This window comes from Pseudomonas sp. 20-5 (assembly GCF_056782835.1).
Genome location: NZ_CM165584.1, coordinates 2450282 through 2468531, shown reverse-complemented (window position 1 = coordinate 2468531; position 18250 = coordinate 2450282). Strand labels below are relative to the sequence as shown.

General features: G+C 67.6%; 17 protein-coding genes and 1 pseudogene. 11 read left to right on the top strand and 7 right to left on the bottom strand.

Annotated elements, in window-relative coordinates:
• The first annotated feature begins 23 nt into the window (after positions 1-23).
• The 5 genes and pseudogenes from AC1RB9_RS11740 to AC1RB9_RS11720 all read left to right on the top strand — a co-directional run.
• A complete protein-coding gene (locus AC1RB9_RS11740; RefSeq protein WP_003451812.1) occupies positions 24-1331 on the top strand; it encodes an OprD family porin in 1308 nt (435 codons plus the stop codon).
• 2 nt (positions 1332-1333) lie between these two features.
• Positions 1334-2923 carry an MFS transporter gene (locus AC1RB9_RS11735; RefSeq protein WP_003101515.1) on the top strand — a complete coding sequence of 530 codons (1590 nt, stop codon included), beginning with the start codon at positions 1334-1336 and terminating at the stop codon, positions 2921-2923.
• 146 nt (positions 2924-3069) lie between these two features.
• Entirely contained in the window at positions 3070-3546 is a 477-nt protein-coding gene (gene tse2, locus AC1RB9_RS11730; RefSeq protein WP_003451813.1) for a type VI secretion system effector Tse2, read from the top strand.
• Between the two features lie 9 nt (positions 3547-3555).
• Positions 3556-3789, top strand: a complete 234-nt coding sequence (gene tsi2 / locus AC1RB9_RS11725; protein WP_003114383.1) for a type IV secretion system immunity protein Tsi2 — start codon at positions 3556-3558, stop codon at positions 3787-3789.
• Between the two features lie 131 nt (positions 3790-3920).
• Positions 3921-4073, top strand: a pseudogene (locus AC1RB9_RS11720) (DUF6434 domain-containing protein); the annotation flags it as partial.
• Between the two features lie 8 nt (positions 4074-4081).
• On the opposite strand, the gene AC1RB9_RS11715 reads toward AC1RB9_RS11720, so the two are convergent.
• The 5 genes from AC1RB9_RS11715 to AC1RB9_RS11695 all read right to left on the bottom strand — a co-directional run bounded on the left by AC1RB9_RS11715 (position 4082) and on the right by AC1RB9_RS11695 (position 8998).
• Positions 4082-5101, bottom strand: a complete 1020-nt coding sequence (locus tag AC1RB9_RS11715; RefSeq protein WP_003101519.1) for an AraC family transcriptional regulator — start codon at positions 5099-5101, stop codon at positions 4082-4084.
• A 113-nt stretch (positions 5102-5214) separates the two neighbouring features.
• Positions 5215-6396: a vWA domain-containing protein gene (locus AC1RB9_RS11710; RefSeq protein WP_003101527.1), complete on the bottom strand. Its 1182-nt coding sequence runs from the start codon at positions 6394-6396 to the stop codon at positions 5215-5217.
• A gap of 48 nt (positions 6397-6444) precedes the next feature.
• Entirely contained in the window at positions 6445-6840 is a 396-nt protein-coding gene (locus AC1RB9_RS11705) for a GFA family protein (protein ID WP_003101529.1), read from the bottom strand.
• Positions 6841-6904: 64 nt separating this feature from the next.
• The gene (locus AC1RB9_RS11700) at positions 6905-7750 is read right to left on the bottom strand and encodes an AAA family ATPase (RefSeq protein WP_003090571.1); all 846 of its coding nucleotides are present in this window, start codon (positions 7748-7750) and stop codon (positions 6905-6907) included.
• Between the two features lie 162 nt (positions 7751-7912).
• Positions 7913-8998 (bottom strand): DUF748 domain-containing protein, encoded by a 1086-nt coding sequence (locus tag AC1RB9_RS11695; RefSeq protein WP_003451818.1) that lies wholly within the window; start codon positions 8996-8998, stop codon positions 7913-7915.
• Positions 8999-9118: 120 nt separating this feature from the next.
• Between AC1RB9_RS11695 and cysK the strand changes: the two genes are divergently transcribed.
• From cysK to AC1RB9_RS11675, 4 genes are all read left to right on the top strand, one after another.
• Positions 9119-10093, top strand: coding sequence for a cysteine synthase A (gene cysK, locus AC1RB9_RS11690; protein ID WP_003090573.1), 975 nt, complete (start codon positions 9119-9121; stop codon positions 10091-10093).
• A 58-nt stretch (positions 10094-10151) separates the two neighbouring features.
• Positions 10152-10766: a LysE family translocator gene (locus AC1RB9_RS11685; RefSeq protein WP_003143795.1), complete on the top strand. Its 615-nt coding sequence runs from the start codon at positions 10152-10154 to the stop codon at positions 10764-10766.
• A 198-nt stretch (positions 10767-10964) separates the two neighbouring features.
• A complete protein-coding gene (locus AC1RB9_RS11680; protein WP_003090575.1) occupies positions 10965-12056 on the top strand; it encodes a polyamine ABC transporter substrate-binding protein in 1092 nt (363 codons plus the stop codon).
• A gap of 419 nt (positions 12057-12475) precedes the next feature.
• Positions 12476-13339, top strand: a complete 864-nt coding sequence (locus AC1RB9_RS11675) for a DMT family transporter (RefSeq protein WP_003090576.1) — start codon at positions 12476-12478, stop codon at positions 13337-13339.
• Positions 13340-13386: 47 nt separating this feature from the next.
• Here the strand turns inward: AC1RB9_RS11675 and AC1RB9_RS11670 are convergent, their stop codons facing one another.
• Positions 13387-13866 carry a winged helix-turn-helix transcriptional regulator gene (locus AC1RB9_RS11670; protein WP_003090577.1) on the bottom strand — a complete coding sequence of 160 codons (480 nt, stop codon included), beginning with the start codon at positions 13864-13866 and terminating at the stop codon, positions 13387-13389.
• Positions 13867-14219: 353 nt separating this feature from the next.
• On the opposite strand from AC1RB9_RS11670, the gene AC1RB9_RS11665 reads away from it, so the two are divergent.
• Complete coding sequence (locus AC1RB9_RS11665; protein WP_003116694.1) at positions 14220-16529, top strand: molybdopterin oxidoreductase family protein; 2310 nt, start codon at positions 14220-14222, stop codon at positions 16527-16529.
• A gap of 16 nt (positions 16530-16545) precedes the next feature.
• Positions 16546-16884 (top strand): ferredoxin FdxA, encoded by a 339-nt coding sequence (gene fdxA / locus AC1RB9_RS11660; protein WP_003090580.1) that lies wholly within the window; start codon positions 16546-16548, stop codon positions 16882-16884.
• 14 nt (positions 16885-16898) lie between these two features.
• Here fdxA and AC1RB9_RS11655 read toward each other — a convergent pair whose 3' ends face one another.
• Positions 16899-18134, bottom strand: coding sequence for an NADH:flavin oxidoreductase/NADH oxidase family protein (locus AC1RB9_RS11655; RefSeq protein WP_003122573.1), 1236 nt, complete (start codon positions 18132-18134; stop codon positions 16899-16901).
• Positions 18135-18250: the final 116 nt, after the last annotated feature.

Below are 18250 nucleotides of genomic sequence, written 5' to 3'. Positions count from 1 at the left end.
CCGCCTCGCCCGGAGTTTTCCCGATGATCCGCGTTCGACCGGTCGGCCGCCTGGCCCTTTTCCTGGCGCTGGGCGGCACCTCGCCGTGCCACGCCGCGACAGAGGAAGCCAAGGCACCCGACTACCTGGAGTGGCGCCTGCTCAACCGCAACTACTTCCTCTACAACGACTATCGCCGCGCGGACGCCGGGCGCGGCTACCGCAAGGAATGGGCACACGGCCTGATCGTCGACCTGGAGTCGGCCTATACTCCCGGCCGCGTCGGTTTCGGCCTCGATCTCCACGGCTTCGCCGGCTTCAAGCTCGACGGCGGACGTGGCCATGCCGGCACCGGCCTGTTGCCGCTGGACTCATCCGGCGATAACGCCAGCGAGTATTCCGACGCCGGCGCCGCACTCAAGCTGCGGCTCGGCGAGAGCCTGCTCAAGGTCGGCGAAATGACCGTCGAGACCCCGGTCTTCGATACCAGCGACAAGCGCCTGCAACCCCAGTACGCCAGGGGCTTCTTCCTGCAGAGCGACGACCTCGACCGCGTGCGGATCCAGGCCGGGCGCTTCACCGCCTTCAAGGAACAGGCCTCCAGCTCCGGCCATGGCGACTTCGACGGCTACGGCGCGAGCACCGCCGGCAGCGCCATCGGCTTCGCCGGCGCCAGCCTGGCGGCCAGCGACAACCTGAGCGGTTCGCTGTTCGCCGCGCAACTGGACAACGTCTGGCGCCAGGTCTATCTCAACATGAACCTGCAACGTGCCGCGTTCAGCCTGGATGGCAACCTCTATCGCACGCGCGACCAGGGCCGCAGCCGGGCCGGCGCGATCGACACCCTGGCCTACAGCCTGCAACTGAAGTACCGCGCCGGCGCGCAGGGTTTCTCCCTGGCCTACCAGCGTGTCCATGGGGATACGCCGTTCGACTTCGTCGGAGGTGACTCCATCTACCTCGCCAACTCGATCAAGTACGCCGATTTCAACGGTCCGGGCGAACGCTCCTGGCAGGCCCGCTACGACCTCGACCTGGCCCCGTTCGGCCTGCCGGGGCTGAGCTTCATGGCGCGTTACGTCAGCGGCCGCGCCATCGACGGCAGCCATGCGCCGGCCGGCGGCGCCTACAACCCGCTGGGCGCCGATGGCCGCTACCGGCCCTTGCAGGGCAGCGGCGGCAAGCACTGGGAGCGCGACCTCGACCTGCGCTACGTGTTCGCCTCGGGCCCGCTCAAGGACCTCTCGCTGAACGTCTCGCACCTCAGCCACCGGGCCAACGCGGCCCAGGCCGGCGACGACATCGACCGCCTCTACCTGATCGTCGAATACCCACTCAAAGGCTCGCTCTGACCATGACCGCACCCGCCGCCTCACCCTGGAGTCCCCTGCGCCAAGCCACCTTCCGCTGGCTATGGCTGGCCAGCATCGCCTCGAACATCGGCACCTGGATGCACGAGGTGGGCGCCGGCTGGCTGATGACCTCGCTCTCCGCCAGCCCGCTGAACGTGGCCCTGGTGCAGGTCGCCGGATCGCTGCCGATGTTCTTCCTGGCCCTGCCGGCCGGCGCCCTCGCCGATATCGTCGACAAGCGCCGCTACCTGCTCGGCGTGCAATTGTGGATGGCCTTGGTGGCCACCCTGCTGGCCAGCCTCACCCTGCTCCAGTTGACCAGCGTCTGGCTGCTGCTCGGCCTGACCCTGTGCATGGGCATCGGCACCGCGCTGATGATGCCGGCCTGGAGCGCCACCACTCCGGAACTGGTGGGCAAGGACGAACTGCCGGCGGCGGTGGCGCTGTCCAGTGTCGGGGTCAACCTGGCGCGGGCGGTCGGACCGGCCATCGCCGGGGTGCTGGTGAGCCTGGTCGGCCCCTGGCTGACCTTCGCCCTCAACGCCCTCTCCTTCTTCGCGGTGATCGCCGTGCTGCTGGCCTGGAAACGCGAGGCCGTGCCCTCGGTGCTGCCGGCGGAACGCCTGTTCGGCGCCCTGCGCGCCGGCTGGCGCTACAGCCGCAGCTCGAGGCCGCTGCAATCGGTGCTGGTGCGCGCGGTGGCGTTCTTCCTCGGCGCCAGCGCCGGCATGTCGCTGCTGCCGCTGATCGTGCGCGGCGAACTGCATGGCAACGCCATGGACTTCGGCCTGCTGCTGGGCAGCGTCGGCGTCGGCGCGGTGCTCGGCGCCGCGTTCCTGCCGCGCCTGCGCGAACGCCTCGGCAGCGACCGCCTGGTGCTGCTCTCCAGCGTGCTCTACGCACTGGTGCTGGTGGCCCTGGCGCTGCTGCGCAACCTCTATTTGCTGGTGCCGGTGATGCTGCTCAGCGGCGCGGCATGGATCGCCGTGCTCTCCAGCCTGCAGGTCGCCGCGCAGACCTCCGTACCGGCCTGGGTCCGCGCCCGCGCGCTGGCGGTCTATATCCTGGTGTTCTTCGGCAGCATGGCCGCCGGCGGCGCCCTGTGGGGTCTGGTCGCCAGCCACCTGTCGATCACCTTCGCCCTGCTCTGCGCCAGCGCCGCGCTGCTGCTCGGCCTGTTCGCGTCGCTGCGCTGTCGGCTGCCGGTCACCGAGGCCGAGGACCTCGCGCCGTCGCTGCACTGGCCGGCACCACTGGTCGACGAAGAGGTGGACCAGGAACGCGGCCCGGTGATGGTCACCCTCGAGTACGACATCGACCCGCAGGACGCCGCGGCATTCCAGGCGGCGATGGTCGAGGTGCGCGCCATGCGTCGGCGCAACGGCGCGGTGTCCTGGGGGCTGGTCCAGGACAGCGGCAACCGTCGCCTGTGGCTGGAGTTCTTCATCGACGAATCCTGGCTGGAACACCTGCGCCACCACCAGCGGGTGACCCGCGGCGAGTTGCGGGTCGAGGCCGCCGCCCGGCGCTTCCAGAGCGCCGGCGTGGAGGTGCGCATCCGCCATTACCTGCACGGCGCGGCCAGGCCTTGAGCCTCCCGGGCGACGGTCGTCGCCTGCCCCTGGCGGATCCGCCCACGGCTGTTATCCTGCTCGCCGATGGCGCCACAAGGACGGTGGCCGGTAGCGATGCCGCGCACCCGCGGCGCCGCGAACGCAACCCACAGGGAAGTCCACCCATGTCCTACGACTACGAGAAAACCAGCCTCACCCTCTACCGTGCGGTATTCAAGGCCAACTACGACGGCGACATCGGTCGCTACCTGCGTCCCGACAAGGAACTCGCCGAGGCTGCGGAAGTCGCCCCGCTGCTGCATCCGACCTTCGACAGCCCCAACACCCCTGGCGTCCCCGCCCGCGCGCCGGACATCGTCGCCGGCCGCGACGGCCTCTACGCCCCGGACACCGGCGGCACCTCGGTGTTCGACCGCGCCGGCGTGCTGCGCCGCGCCGACGGCGACTTCGTGATACCCGACGGCACCGACATCCCGCCGGACCTTAAGGTGAAGCAGGACAGCTACAACAAGCGCCTGCAAGCCACCCACTACACCATCATGCCGGCCAAGCCGATGTACCGGGAGGTCCTCATGGGCCAACTGGACAACTTCGTGCGCAACGCCATCCGCCGCCAATGGGAAAAAGCCCGCGGGCTCTAGGAGTGAACCATGAACCTGAAACCCCAAACCCTGATGGTGGCGATCCAGTGTGTCGCCGCGCGCACCCGCGAACTCGACGCGCAGTTGCAGAACGACGACCCGCAGAACGCCGCTGAACTCGAACAGTTGCTGGTCGGCTACGACCTCGCCGCCGACGACCTGAAGAACGCCTACGAGCAAGCCCTGGGCCAATACAGCGGCCTGCCGCCCTATGACCGGCTGATCGAAGAGCCGGCATCCTGACGGCCCGTGGGCAGGCCATCGTTGGCCTGCCCGCTCCAGCGCGCGCAGAGAAACGACAGATGGTCTTCGGCTGGCACGGCGACACCATCACCCGCGACACCGCAGTGTGCCGCGACTAGCGCAACGCCCAGGACGTACGGCGCTTCCTCGTCGGGCTGTGCGGCGCCGACTTCCGCTTCGATCGTGCCTTCATGGCCTGGATTGGCGACGGCGCGGCAAAATCCCTGAGTGAGGTGGCGGACGAACGGCGACGGCGCCACGCCGACACCAGCCCCTCCGCCTGAGCGAGCGCTCAGGCGCGGAAATGGCTCGGCGGCTGGCCACTCCAGCGCTGGAAGGCATGGCGCAGGCTGGCGGTCTCGCTGAAGCCGAGTTCCTCGGCGATCCGGTAGATCGGCATGTCGCCGCTCTGCAACAACTCCTTGGCGCGGGCGAAGCGCAACTCGTCGAGCAATTGCTGGTAGCTGGTGCGCTGCTGCTGAAGGTGCCGGCGCAGGCTGCGCGACGAACAGTTCAGGCGCCTGGCCAGTTCCTCCAGGCCGGGCGGGTCCTGCAAGCGCTCGGCGAGGATCGCCCGGACCTTGTCCAGCCAGGCACGACGCGCGGCCAGGTCGATGTTCTGCCGCCGGCACTGTTCCAGCATCTCCCGGTGGGTCACCGGGTCGGCCAGCGGCAACGGGCGCTCCAGCCATTCGGCGGCGAAGCCGATGGCGCTGCGCTCGCGTTCGAAGTGCAACTCGCAGGCGAAACCCTCGGCGTAGGCCCGCGCCATCGCCTCGTCGCCGGCATAGTCGAAGGCCGCTTCCAGCAAGGGCAGCGGCTGGCCGAGCAGGTCGGCGCAGGTGACCTTCAGCGAGCCCAGGCAAAGCTCGGTGTTGAATGGCCGCAGCGCCTCGTCCTCGCCGTAGCCGGTGGCCACCAGCCAGGCGCGGCCGTCGGCGACTTCCAGCGACAGGTGGAAGTAGGTGCCGAGCAAGACCGGATAGCTGAGGCCGATGCGCAGCGCCTCGCCGAGGGTCGGCGCGGAGAGCAGCGCGTAGCCGAGCAGGCCGTAGGCGGAAATCCGCGTGCGCAGTCCCAGGCGCAGGCCGAGGGCCGGCTCGTCGCTGAGCCGGCAGGCGTTGGCGAACACCTGCTGCTCCTGCCAGGGGCTGATCAGGCGCCGCAGGTCGAGCAGGTCGGCGGGGGTGATGCCACTGCCTTCGAGCAGTTGCTCGCGGGCGAACCCTTCCTTCTCCAGCAGCGAGAGAGTGAGGGTCGACATGTGCAGCGAGTTGAGCCAGGTGGCGCGGGAGAAGGTCGAGTCGATCATGGCGTGCCCATCGTTACCGGTGGCCGCGCCGCGCTGTTACCGCGCGGACGGGATACACAGGGTAGGCAAGTTGCGTGCCGCCGCGCCTGTCGCCGGTCCCGCAGGCAGTTGGCTCAACCGCGCGAGAGGAAGCGCATGCCCTCCTCCAGGCCGCTCAGGGTCAACGGATACATCTGTTCCTTGACCAGTTCGCGGACCAGGCCGGTGGACGCCGTGTAGTTCCAGGTGTCCTTCGGATAGGGGTTGATCCAGATGAGCTTCTTGTACTTCTCCATGAAGCGCTGCATCCAGACGTAACCGGCTTCCTCGTTCCAGTGCTCGACGCTGCCGCCGGCCTGGGTGATTTCGTAGGGCGCCATCGCCGCGTCGCCGACGAACACCACCTTGTAGTCCGGACCGTACTTGTGCAGCAGGTCGAAGGTGGCGGTGCGTTCGCTGCTGCGGCGCAGGTTGTTCTTCCACACCGACTCGTAGATGAAGTTGTGGAAGTAGAAATACTCCAGGTGCTTGAACTCGGTCTTGCAGGCCGAGAACAGCTCCTCGCAGACCTTGACGTGGGCGTCCATCGAGCCGCCGATGTCCAGCAGCAGCAACAGCTTCACCGTGTTGCGCCGCTCCGGGCGCATCTGGATGTTGAGCAGCCCGGCGTCCTTCGCGGTGTGGTCGATGGTGCCGTCGATGTCCAGCTCCTCCGCCGCGCCCTCACGGGCGAACTTGCGCAGGCGCCGCAGGGCGATCTTGATGTTGCGCGTACCCAGTTCGACCTGGTCGTCGAGGTTCTTGTATTCGCGCTGGTCCCAGACCTTGGCCGCCTTGCCCTGGCGCTTGCCGGCGTCGCCGACGCGGATGCCCTCCGGGTTGAAACCGCCGGAGCCGAACGGACTGGTACCGCCGGTACCGATCCACTTGTTACCGCCGGCATGGCGCTCCTTCTGTTCCTCGAGGCGTTTCTTGAACTCCTCGATCAGCTTGTCCAGGCCGCCGAGGGACTGGATCTGCGCCTTTTCCTCGTCGGTCAGCAGGCGCTCGAACTCCTTGCGCAGCCATTCCTCGGGGATCAGCGCCTTGAGGTGGTCGTCGAGCTTCTCCAGGCCCTTGAAGTAGGCGCCGAAGGCCCGGTCGAACTTGTCGAAGTGGCGCTCGTCCTTGACCATGATGGTGCGCGCCAGGTAGTAGAACTCGTCCATGTCGGCGAACACCACGCGGTGCTTCAGGGCATCGATCAGGTCGAGCAGCTCGCGCACCGACACCGGCACCTTGGCTGCGCGCATTTCGTTGAACAGGTTGAGCAGCATGGCTGCGACCTCGTCTGTTGTCCGTTGATCCCGGCGCGCGAGCGCCGGTCAGTATTGGTGTTCTTGCGGCAGGTCGTCGGCGATGACGTACCAGTCGGCTTTCGAACCCACGTAGATGTGCCGCTGCGCTACCGATGGCAGCGGCGAGTCGAGGGTGCCGAGGGCAATAGAGGTGTACGTCGGGTCCTCGTTGCCGCCAAGCCACTGCAGGTTCGATCCGCAGTGGCGGCAGAAGGTACGGGTGACGCCTGGCGACGAGTGGTATTCGGCCACCGCGTCCGCTCCGGCGACATAGCGGAACGCCTCGCGGCGCACCTTGCCGTAGGTGGCGAACGCCGCGCCGTGGGCCTTGCGGCACTGGCTGCAATGACAATGACTGGCCGACTCGATGGGCGCGTCGATTTCATAGCTTACCGCGCCGCACAGGCAACTTCCGCTGAGCATGGGATGTTCCTCCGCTGTCTGGCGTGCCGCCCCGCAGCCCTTTCCCCGGAAAGGGCCGACGCACTCAGCGGCTGGCGCGGCGGCTCATGAACGCCAGGCGCTCGAGAAGCTGCACGTCCTGCTCGTTCTTCACCAGGGCGCCGGCCAGCGGCGGGATCGCCTTGGTCGGGTCGCGTTCGCGCAGCACCGCTTCGCCGATCTCGTCGGCCATCAGCAGCTTCAGCCAGTCGACCAGCTCGGAAGTCGAAGGTTTCTTTTTCAGGCCGGGCACCTTGCGCACGTCGAAGAAGATGTCCAGCGCCTCGCTGACCAGCGACTGCTTGATGTTCGGGTAGTGCACGTCGACGATCTTCTGCAACGTCTCGCGGTCGGGGAAGGCGATGTAATGGAAGAAGCAGCGGCGCAGGAAGGCGTCGGGCAGTTCCTTCTCGTTGTTCGAGGTGATGATGATGATCGGGCGCTGCTTCGCCTTGATGGTTTCGTTGGTCTCGTAGACGTAGAACTCCATCTTGTCGAGTTCCTGCAGCAGGTCGTTGGGGAACTCGATGTCGGCCTTGTCGATCTCGTCGATCAGCAGGATCACCCTCTCCTCGGCCTCGAAGGCCTCCCAGAGCTTGCCCTTCTTGATGTAGTTGCGCACGTCGTGAACCTTGTCCACGCCCAGCTGCGAATCGCGCAGGCGGCTTACCGCATCGTACTCGTAGAGGCCCTGGTGGGCCTTGGTGGTGGACTTGATGTGCCAGGTGATCAGCTTGGCGCCGAAGGACTCGGCCAACTGCTCGGCGAGCATGGTCTTGCCGGTGCCCGGTTCGCCCTTCACCAGCAGCGGCCGCTGCAGGGTGATGGCGGCGTTGACCGCGAGCTTGAGGTCGTCGGTGGCGACGTAGGACTGGGTGCCTTCGAACTTCATCAGGAAATCCTCGAACGGTAACGCCCTGGCTGGAAAACCGGGCAGTTCAGTATTGTTTGAAAACCCGACTATAACGCGGGGACAAGCGCACTGTGAACGCAGACGGGTCATTCAGTCACTGAATGCCCGGCCACCTCGCGACCCGCCGTTCCGCCCGCGTCTTCAGCCGTCGTCGTCGCGCGTCGCCGGGGAACGCTCGAAACGAGCGTTGAACGCCTCGACGAACGCGTTGCGGAGAATCCCGAGGAACGCCTGGAACGCGCTGACGTCCCGCTGGTGGATATTACCGCTCAGGTTCACACGGGTTGCGAACTGGTCTTTGCGCTGGTTCTTCAGCACCGTCTCGCCACCGCCGACCAGCGCCTCCCACACCGAGCGGAACAGGTTCTTGTCGCCATCCTCCACGTCCTGCCGCCAGTTGAACACGTCCACGTCGCGCAGCAGCGGCTTGATGTAGCCATCCAACTGGCTGCGCTTAGCCTGGGCCTCCAGCACCAGGTCGCCGGTGCCGGCATTGAAGTCGAACTTGCCATAGGCGCTGGCGAAGTCGTTGAGCCGCTTCAGCTCGACGCGGGTGACCCGCAGGCGCAGGTCGAAGTCCTCGAAGTCGCTCAGCGGGTCGAAATGCGCCGCCACTTCCAGCGGCGCCTGGCCGAGTATCCGCGCCGTGCCTTCGAGATGCGCCGGCCGCTCGCCCCGGGCGTCGGCCACGTTGGTCAGGTTATAGATGCTGGCGTTGAGCGCCGAGGCGTGCAGGTTCACCGGCGGCTTCGAAGTGAAGTTGCGGAAACGCAGGGTGCCGTCCACCACCCGCACCTCGTTGAGGGTGATCGGCAGCAGCTTGTCCAGTTGCTCGCGCCAGTCGGTGCCGGCACCGGTCTGCGAGGCGTCGCGGTCGCCGCCGGCATCGACGAAGTTGAGCTGCGGACGCTCGAAGACCACCCGCGCCACTACTGCGTGATCATCCCAGAGCGCCTGCCAGCTCACCGACAGGTCGATGCTCGGCGCGTCGAGGAACGGCACCGGCACCTTGCCGTTGTCCTTGACGATGCTCAGCCCGTCGATCCGATACGCGCCGCGCCAGAGCGCCAGGTCGACGTCGGCGATGTGCCCACGGTAGTCGCCCATGTCGGCCAGCTTGCCGTTCAGGTAGTCGCGCACCAGGTACGGCAGCGCCAGGTGCAGCGCCAGCAACAACAGAAGCAGCGCCGCCAGGCTGCCCAGGGGAATGGCATAGCGTTTCTTCATCGGTACGGCCCTCCTGGACAGTGGACACGCGCGGCGCGCCGCTGGTTCGAACGCGTCTGGACGCGCGGGCGGGGGCGGAATAGGCTGATTGATCTTTCTCCATGCGACAAGGACACCATCATGAGCCGCATCTTCGCAGACAACGCGCAGTCCATCGGCAACACGCCGCTGGTCCAGATCAACCGCATCGCCCCGCGCGGCGTCACCATCCTGGCCAAGATCGAAGGGCGCAACCCCGGCTATTCGGTGAAGTGCCGGATCGGCGCGAACATGATCTGGGATGCCGAAGCCAGCGGCAGACTGAAGTCCGGCATGACCCTGGTCGAGCCGACCTCCGGCAACACCGGCATCGGCCTCGCCTTCGTCGCCGCCGCACGCGGCTACAAACTGATCCTGACCATGCCGGCGTCGATGAGCCTGGAGCGACGCAAGGTGCTCAAGGCGCTGGGCGCGGAGCTAGTCCTGACCGAACCGGCGAAGGGCATGAAGGGTGCGATCCAGAAGGCCGAGGAACTGGTCGCGGGGGATCCCGGGAAGTACTTCATGCCGCAGCAGTTCGACAACCCGGCCAACCCGGCGATCCATGAGAAGACCACCGGCCCGGAGATCTGGAACGATACCGAGGGCGCGGTGGACGTGCTGGTCTCCGGGGTCGGCACCGGCGGCACCCTCACCGGCGTCTCGCGCTACATCAAGAACACCCGGGGCAAGCCGATCCTCGCCGTGGCGGTGGAGCCGGTGACCTCGCCGGTGATCAGCCAGACCCTCGCCGGCGAGGAGGTCAAGCCCGCCCCGCACAAGATCCAGGGCATCGGCGCCGGCTTCGTGCCGAAGAACCTCGACCTGTCGCTGGTCGACCGGGTCGAGAAGATCGGCGACGACGAAGCGAAGAACATGGCGCTGCGCCTGATGCAGGAAGAAGGCATCCTCTGCGGCATCTCCTCCGGCGCGGCGATGGCCGCCGCGGTGCGCCTGGCCGAGGAGCCGAACATGCAGGGCAAGACCATCGTGGTGATCCTCCCCGATTCCGGCGAGCGCTATCTTTCGAGCATGCTCTTCGACGGCCTGTTCAGCGAACAGGAACTGACCCAGTAACCACCGACCCGCGGCGCCGCAGCGAACCGGCGCCGCCTTGCGCCAGGCGTATCGAATCATGCTGGAAACCTCGCTCTTCGTAGCCACCCTCGCCACCCTGGGCATGCTCTCGCCCGGCCCGGACTTCTTCCTCATCATCCGCAACGCGGCGCGCTACCAGCGCTCGGCGGCGATGATGACCTCGCTGGGGGTGATCCTCGGCGTGGCCACCCACATGACCTACTGCGTCGCCGGCCTGGCGGTGCTGATCACCACCACGCCGTGGCTGTTCAACGCGCTGAAGTACACCGGCGCGGTCTACCTGATCTGGATCGGCATCCAGGCCCTGCGCTCGCGCGGCGGCGGCACGCTCGACCTGGCGGTCGGCGGCGTGCAGCGCGTCGGCCACTGGAGCGCGTTCCTCCAGGGCTACCTGTGCAACCTGCTCAACCCCAAGGCCACGCTGTTCTTCCTCGCCGTGTTCACCCAGGTGCTGAGCCTGGACTCCAGCTTCGCCGAGAAGCTCTGGTACGCCGGCATCATCGTCGGCCTCGCCGCACTCTGGTGGCCGCTGCTGGTGGTGCTGATCCAGAGCGCGGTGGTGCGCCGCGGCCTGGCCAGGGCCCAGGGGGTGGTGGACAAGCTGCTCGGCGGCCTGCTGATCGCCCTCGGGGTCAAGGTCGCCCTGAGTTGAGGCAGGCAGGCGGAGCGACGCCCCGTTGCGGTGCCGCCTACTGTCTGCGGGCCCGCAGATAAAAGCCGCCCCTTTCCTCGCTTCCGGCAACGCGGGATAAAACCCGGGTGCCGGCCAGCGTTGCCGGCGCCCCCTGAGCGCCGGCGGCGAACCAGTCCGTCGCCGACGCTGTCGTCAGCCGACAGGACACCTACAACAATGAAGACCCGAATCGCTTCCCTCACCCTCCTCGCCCTCGCTTGCGGCAGCGGCGCAACCCTCGCCGCGGACAACCTGAAGATCTACAACTGGTCCGAATACATCGCTCCCGAAACCGTGGCGAACTTCGCCAAGGAAACCGGCATCCAGGCCACCTACGACGTCTACGACAGCAACGAGACCCTCGACGGCAAGCTGATGACCGGCCAATCCGGCTACGACGTGGTATTCCCGTCGAACCACTTCATGGCCAAGCAGATCCAGGCCGGCGCCCTGAAGAAGCTGGACAAGTCCCAGCTGCCCAACTGGAAGAACCTCAACCCGGTGCTGCTCAAGGCCCTGGAGGTCAACGATCCGGGCAACCAGTACGGCTTCCCCTACCTCTGGGGCACCACCGGCATCGGCTACAACCCGGCGAAGATCAAGGCGGTGCTCGGCGACGACGCGCCGCTGGACTCCTGGGATATATTCTTCAAGCCCGAATACATGCAGAAACTGAGCAAGTGCGGGGTGGCGGTGCTGGACAACGGCCCCGAGCTGCTGCCCATCACCCTCAACTACCTCGGCCTGCCACACCACAGCCAGAAGGCCGACGACTACAAGCAGGCCCAGGCGGCGCTGCTGAAGGTGCGCCCGTACATCCGCTACTTCCACTCCTCGAAGTACGTCAGCGACCTGGCCAACGGCGAGATCTGCATGGTGGTCGGTTTCTCCGGCGACATCCTGCAGGCCGCGACCCGCGCCAAGGAGGCCAACAACGGCGTGGAAGTGCGCTACTCGACGCCGAAGGAAGGCTCGCCGCTGTGGTTCGACATGGTCTCGATGCCGGTCGACGCGCCCGACGAGAAGGCCGGCTACGCCTTCATGAACTACCTGCTGCGTCCCGAGGTGATGGCCGCGATCAGCAACCATGTGCACTACGCCAACGGCAACCTGGCCGCCGACCCGCTGGTGGACGCAGAGATCAAGGCCGACCCGGCGATCTACCCGCCGCAGGAGAAGATGGCCAAGCTGTTCGCCCTCGAGTCCATGCCGCAGAAGATCGACCGCGTGCGCACGCGCACCTGGAACACGGTGAAGACCGGCAAGTGAAGCCCGGCGCCGGCCCGGTTTGTCGCCGGGCTGGCGTTTTAGCGCAAGGCTCGCCCACAGGCTCGTCAAATCCCGGACGGCCCGCTATAGTCCCTCTCGTTGTCTTCATCCACCGGATAGCCTCCATGAACCAGCGCTCGCACAGCTCGCTCCCCGCCCTTCCGGTAGCCACCGGCGAGGTCGGCGCGCTCCAGCCGTGCGCCAGCCTGGGCTGCGTTTCCCCTCCTGTAGTCGCCTCGCCGCCGCCTCCCCCTCCCGGTTCGGCCGCCTGCCCGCCGCCGGGCGTCAGTCCCTGACGAGCGCGGTAGCGCCCCAACGCCCTTCCACAGCCCGCCGCAAGCAGCGCCATCCGCTGCCGAAGCGTGCCGTCCGCCGCCGGCCCGAGCCCGCGGCATGCCCGACTACAAGGTGGCAGATCCATGTTTGCACTGAACAAATCCGCACTGGCCGGCCTGGCCAGCACCAGCCTCTTCGTCCTGCTCTGGAGCAGCGGGGCCATCGCCTCGAAATGGGGCCTGGCGCATTCCTCGCCGTTCGCCTTCCTGGTGTTCCGCTTCGGCATCGCCCTCGCCTGCCTGCTGCCGCTCGCCCCGCTGCTCAGGCTGCGCACGCCGCGCAGCGCGCGTGAGCGCGGCAAGGCCCTGCTCACCGGCCTGGTGATGCTGGGGATCTATCCGATCTTCTATATCTTCTCGCTGAAGCTGCAGGTCACTCCCGGCATGATGGCGACCATCCTCGGCGTGCAACCGATCCTCACCGCCGTCATCCTCGAACGCCGGCAGTCGCCGGCGCGCCTGTTCGGCCTGCTGCTGGGCCTGGCCGGCCTGGTGCTGGTGGTCTACCAGGGCATCGGCCTGGCCGGGATGTCCACGGCCGGCATCCTCTGCGCACTGCTGGCGCTGGCCGGCGTCACCGGCGGCTCGATCATGCAGAAGGGCATCCGCGAGAACCCGCTGGGCACCCTGCCCCTGCAGTACCTCGCCGGCCTCGGCCTGTGCCTGGCGTTCGTGCCCTTCCAGCCGTTCGAGTTCGAATGGAACGCCGGCTTCCTGGTCCCCGCGCTATGGATGGGCGTCGTGGTCTCGGTGGGCGCGACCCTGCTGCTCTACCGGCTGATCGCCCAGGGCAACCTGGTCAACGTCACCAGCCTGTTCTACCTGGTGCCGGCGGTGACCGCGATCATGGACTTCATGGTCTTCGGCAACCGCCTCGGCTGGCTCAGCCTGCTGGGCATGGGGCTGATCGTGGTGGGGCTGATGTTCGTCTTCCGCAAGGCCGGCTGAGCGAACCGAGCGGGTCGCGGCCCGCCCTTGGCAGAGCGCGCGCGGATTCAGTTCTGCGCGAGCTTGCCAGCCATCGCCGCGAACCCCGGCCCCGGCACCGCCGTCACATCGCGCGACCCCACCGGCTCGCCGCACTCCGGGCAGACCATGGTCGGCCGGAACTTGTGGCCACAGGCCTTGTGCACATACTCCACCGGAGCGCCGCGGCCCTCGTCGAGCCAGCGGTCGCCCCAATTGGCCAGGGCCAGCAGCACCGGATGCAGGTCGTGGCCCATCTCGGTGAGGCGGTATTCGTAGCGCGGCGGTCGCTCCTGGTAAGGCACCTTCTTCAGCGCGCCCGCCTCCACCAGCCGGCTCAGGCGGTCGGCCAGTACCTGGCGGGTGACCCCGAGGCTGGCCTGGAACTCATCGAAGCGGCGCATGCCGAGAAAGCAGTTGCGCAGGATCAGCAGCGTCCAGCGATCGCCGAGGATCGCCAGGCTGCGCGCCATCGAACAGGGCGTTTCGCCGACTTCTTGCCATTTCATGGGGTTCTCCCGGAAAAACCTCCGTCCATTCTAGGGGGCCGCTTCGGAGCTTGACCAGTTCCAAATTGGAACTTAGTATCCGGCCGAAAAGGTCATGGACCCGGCGCGCTCCTGCCAGGATCGGACAAACCAGCACTACGGACGGGTCCCATGTCAGCGCCCGCGTAATAAGTTCCGATTCGGAACTGTAGAAGCGTCGAGCATGAGAGGGAAAGGCCGATACGACGGGGTTCCGTGTGCCGCCCGCGCGTCGTCCTTGCAGCACAGCGTCAGGCAGTCCCGAAAGAACGAAGCCCGCACGGCTGGGGTGCGCCCCAGGTTGCGCCGGCAACGACAACAACGAGGAACACACCGTGACTACGCCGTCCCCGCAATGGAAGAAGACCGCCTGTATCCTCTGCAGCCTCAACTGCGGGCTGGAAGTGCAGACCGAGAATGGCCGCATCAGCAAGATCCGCGGCGATGACGACCACCCCGCCTCGCAGGGCTACGTCTGCGAGAAATCGCAGCGCATGGACTACTACCAGAACGGCGCCGACCGCCTGGACACGCCGATGCGCCGGCGCCCCGATGGCAGCTACGAAGCCATCGACTGGGACACGGCGATCCGCGAGGTGGCGGAGAAATTCCTCGCCATCAAGCGCAGGCATGGCGGCGAAAGCATCCTCTACTACGGCGGCGGCGCGCAGGGCAACCACCTCGGTGGCGCCTACGGCGACAGCACGCTGAAGGCCCTCGGGGTGAAGTACCGCTCCAACGCCCTGGCCCAGGAAAAGACCGGCGAGTTCTGGGTCCAGGGCAAGATGTTCGGTACCGGCGTGCACGGCGACTTCGAGCATTGCGAGGTGGCCATCCTGATCGGCAAGAATCCCTGGCAATCCCATGGTTTCGCCCGCGCCCGCGTGCTGCTCAACGCCATGGCCAAGGACCCCGCACGCTCGATCATCGTGATCGATCCGCGCCTGAGCGAAACCGCCGCCCTGGCCGACTTCCACCTGCAGATCCGTCCGGGCACCGACGCCTGGTGCCTGGCGGCGCTGGTCGGGATCATCGTCCAGGACGGGCTGCTGGCGCGCGACTGGCTGGCCGAACACACCAGCGGCTACGAGCACATCGTCGACGAACTGAACGCCATCCCGGTGGCCTACTGCGCCGAGACCTGCGGGGTGGCGGAAGACAAGCTGCGCGCCGCCGCCCGGCGGATCGCCAGCGCCAGCAGCGTATCGGCGCTGGAAGACCTGGGCATGCAGATGAACCTGCACTCGACCCTCGGCAGCTACCTGCAACGCCTGGTCTGGTTGCTCACCGGCCATTACGGGCGCCCCGGCACCAGCAACGCCTTCGTGCCCTTCCTCTCGCTGTCCAAGGCGAGCAAGGGCGATACCTCGATGGGCAAGAGGGGCGCGCCACGCGTCGAGAAGCGCAGCCCGGTGGCTAATGCCAAGATCATCATCGGCCTGATTCCCTGCAACGTGATTCCAGAGGAAATCCTCACCGACCATCCCAAGCGCTATCGCGCCATGCTGGTGGAGACCGGCAACCCGCTGCATTCGCTGGCCGATAGCCAGCGCATGCGCGAAGCCATGCGCGCCCTGGAGTTGTCGGTGGTGATCGACGTGGCCATGACCGAGACCGCGCGCCACGCCGACTACGTGCTGCCGGCGGCGAGCCAGTTCGAAAAGGCCGAGGCGACCTTCTTCAACCTGGAATTCCCGCGCAACGCCTTCCACCTGCGCGCGCCGCTGTTCCCGGCGCGCCCCGGCACCCTGCCGGAAGCGGAGATCCACGCCCGCCTGCTGGAAGCCATGGGCGTGCTCGGCGAGAAAGACTACCGGCCGTTGCGCCTGGCCCTGAAGCTCGGGCGCAAGGCATTCTCGGCGGCTTTCCTCGCCGCCGCGGCGACCCGCCCCAAGGTCATGAAATACGCGCCGGTCCTGCTCTACCGTACCCTCGGCCCGACCCTGCCCGCCGGCATGGAAGCGGCCGCGGCGATCTGGGGCATCTGCCAACTGCACGTGCTGAACAACCGCAAGACCGCTGCCCGCGCCGGCTTCGACGGGTTGCCGCCGCTGGCCGCCGACCGCCTGTTCCAGGCCATGCTCGACAACCCGTCCGGGGTGGTCTTCGCCGAAACCACCTACGCCGAAAGCTGGCAGGCCGTCGCCCGTCCCGAACAGCGGATCAACCTGCACATCCCCGAACTGTTGCCGGAACTGGCCAAGCTCGCCCACAGCGCGCCACCCCACGATCCGGCCTACCCGTTCATCCTCGCCGCCGGCGAGCGGCGCAGCGACACCAGCAATACCGCCGTGCGCGACACCGGCTGGCACCGCCGCGGGCGCTACGGCACCCTGCGCATCAGCCCGCAGGACGCCGAGGCGCTGGGCTGCGCCGACGGCGAGGTGCTGCGCGTGGTGACCCGCCGCGGCGAGGTCGAGGCGGAAGTGGAGATCAGCGACATGATGCAGCCGGGCAATATCTCCCTGCCCAACGGCCAGGGCCTGGACTACCGCAACGCCGAGGGCGAGGTGGTGCGCCGGGGCGTGGCGCCCAACGAGGTGACCGACTGCACCCAGCGCGACTTCCTCGCCGGCACGCCCTGGCACAAGTACGTGCCGGCGCGCCTGGAACGGCTGGCGACGCCCGCCGCTACGAACGCCTGAGCCAGGGAGGACGATCATGACCTTCGTCGTGCTGGAAGAATGCATCCGCTGCAAACACACCGACTGCGTGGAAGTCTGTCCCGTGGACTGCTTCTACGAAGGCCCCAACTTCCTCGTCATCCACCCCGATGAATGCATCGACTGCGCGCTCTGCGAGCCGGAATGCCCGGTCGCCGCGATTCGCGCCGAGGACGAGGTGCCGCTCGGGCAACGGCAGTTCATCGCCCTCAATGGCGAACTCGCCGCGCATCCCAACTGGACGCAGATCACCCGCAAGAAGCCGGCGCCCGACGACCACGACGCCTGGTTCGGCCTGCCGGGCAAGCTGGCCGAACTCGACCGCAACGGCGCCTGAGGCGCTGACGGTGCTCAGGCTTCGGCGCGCGAACGCATGAGCCGCCGGTAACGGCGGGTCTGCAGGAGCGCGCCGGCCTGCTGCGCGAGCAACGCGCACAGCGGCGACACCCGTGGGTTGGTCGCCCTGCCCCGGCTCAGCTTGCGCAGCTGGAACTTCACCGCGGCCATGTTCGCCAGCGAGGCCAGGGGTTTGTTCTTCCAGGTTATCGGCCGCAACTGCGGCGCCGAGTCCTTGCCGGCGCGCCAGTCGCGCGGCAGGTTCGGCTCGATGGCCAGCGCCGTGCCGATGCCGACCATGTCCACCCCGCTGGCCAGCACCTGCTCGGCCACCGGCCGCCGGCGGATGCCGCCCGTGACCATTACCGGCATCCGCGCCGCCGCGCGGATGTCGCGGGCGAACTCGACGAAGTAGGCCTCGCGGGCCAGGGTCCGCCCGTCGCGCGCTTCGCCCTGCATGGCCGGCGCCTCGTAGCTGCCGCCCGACAGCTCGACCAGGTCGATGCCCAGGCCATCGAGCATCCGTACCACCTCGCGGGCATCGTCGGCGCTGAAGCCGCCGCGCTGGAAATCGGCGGAATTCAGCTTCACCGCCACCGCGAAGCCAGGGGCAACCTCGGCGCGCACCGCCCGGACGATCTCCAGCAGCAGGCGCGCGCGATTCTCCAGGGAGCCGCCCCAGGCGTCGCTGCGGCGGTTGCTCAGCGGCGAGAGGAACTGGCTGAGCAGGTAACCGTGGGCGGCATGGATCTCCACCCCGCTGAAGCCGGCCCGCTCGGCCAGGCCGGCGCTGCGGGCGAACCGCTGGATCACCTCGGCGATCATCGCCTCGTCCATCGCCTTCGGCGTAGCGAAGTGCCTGGACATCCCGCCCAGTTCCAGCGGCACCGCCGAGGGTGCCCAGGCCTGCTGGCCGAGATTGGCCTGCATCTGCCGGCCGGGATGGTTGATCTGCAACCAGAACTGCGCGCCGGCGGAACGCCCGATGCGCGCCCAGCGGCGGAATTTCTCCAGTTGCGCGTCGTTTTCCAGGACCACCCCGCCGGGGCCGGTCATGGCACGGCTGTCGACCATCACGTTACCGCTGATCAGCAGCCCGGCGCCGCCGTCGGCCCAGGCCTGGTAGAGGCGCATCAGGCGTTCGGAGGGGGCCTGCGCGGCATCGGCCATGTTCTCCTCCATGGCGGCCTTGGCGAGGCGATTGGGAATGGTCGAGCCGTTGGGAAGCGTCAGCGTGTCGAACAGGTTCATGGGCCTACCTCATGAGGACAGTGGCCCGACGATAAGATTGAAGTCGACTTCAAGGTCAACGCTTTTTTTGCCGCGCCGCCCGGGTCCCGACCGGGTGCCGGGAGCGCGCCCCGGCA

Bases quoted from the DNA above. Each gene is read 5' to 3' on its own strand.
- AC1RB9_RS11700 (WP_003090571.1), bottom strand. From the start codon at position 7,750: ATGAAGTTCGAAGGCACCCAGTCCTACGTCGCCACCGACGACCTCAAG.
- tse2 (WP_003451813.1), top strand. From the start codon at position 3,070: ATGTCCTACGACTACGAGAAAACCAGCCTCACCCTCTACCGTGCGGTA.
- AC1RB9_RS11685 (WP_003143795.1), top strand. From the start codon at position 10,152: ATGCTGGAAACCTCGCTCTTCGTAGCCACCCTCGCCACCCTGGGCATG.
- cysK (WP_003090573.1), top strand. From the start codon at position 9,119: ATGAGCCGCATCTTCGCAGACAACGCGCAGTCCATCGGCAACACGCCG.
- AC1RB9_RS11710 (WP_003101527.1), bottom strand. From the start codon at position 6,396: ATGCTGCTCAACCTGTTCAACGAAATGCGCGCAGCCAAGGTGCCGGTG.
- AC1RB9_RS11675 (WP_003090576.1), top strand. From the start codon at position 12,476: ATGTTTGCACTGAACAAATCCGCACTGGCCGGCCTGGCCAGCACCAGC.
- AC1RB9_RS11715 (WP_003101519.1), bottom strand. From the start codon at position 5,101: ATGATCGACTCGACCTTCTCCCGCGCCACCTGGCTCAACTCGCTGCAC.
- AC1RB9_RS11655 (WP_003122573.1), bottom strand. From the start codon at position 18,134: ATGAACCTGTTCGACACGCTGACGCTTCCCAACGGCTCGACCATTCCC.
- AC1RB9_RS11695 (WP_003451818.1), bottom strand. From the start codon at position 8,998: ATGAAGAAACGCTATGCCATTCCCCTGGGCAGCCTGGCGGCGCTGCTT.
- AC1RB9_RS11735 (WP_003101515.1), top strand. From the start codon at position 1,334: ATGACCGCACCCGCCGCCTCACCCTGGAGTCCCCTGCGCCAAGCCACC.
- fdxA (WP_003090580.1), top strand. From the start codon at position 16,546: ATGACCTTCGTCGTGCTGGAAGAATGCATCCGCTGCAAACACACCGAC.
- AC1RB9_RS11680 (WP_003090575.1), top strand. From the start codon at position 10,965: ATGAAGACCCGAATCGCTTCCCTCACCCTCCTCGCCCTCGCTTGCGGC.
- AC1RB9_RS11670 (WP_003090577.1), bottom strand. From the start codon at position 13,866: ATGAAATGGCAAGAAGTCGGCGAAACGCCCTGTTCGATGGCGCGCAGC.
- tsi2 (WP_003114383.1), top strand. From the start codon at position 3,556: ATGAACCTGAAACCCCAAACCCTGATGGTGGCGATCCAGTGTGTCGCC.
- AC1RB9_RS11705 (WP_003101529.1), bottom strand. From the start codon at position 6,840: ATGCTCAGCGGAAGTTGCCTGTGCGGCGCGGTAAGCTATGAAATCGAC.
- AC1RB9_RS11740 (WP_003451812.1), top strand. From the start codon at position 24: ATGATCCGCGTTCGACCGGTCGGCCGCCTGGCCCTTTTCCTGGCGCTG.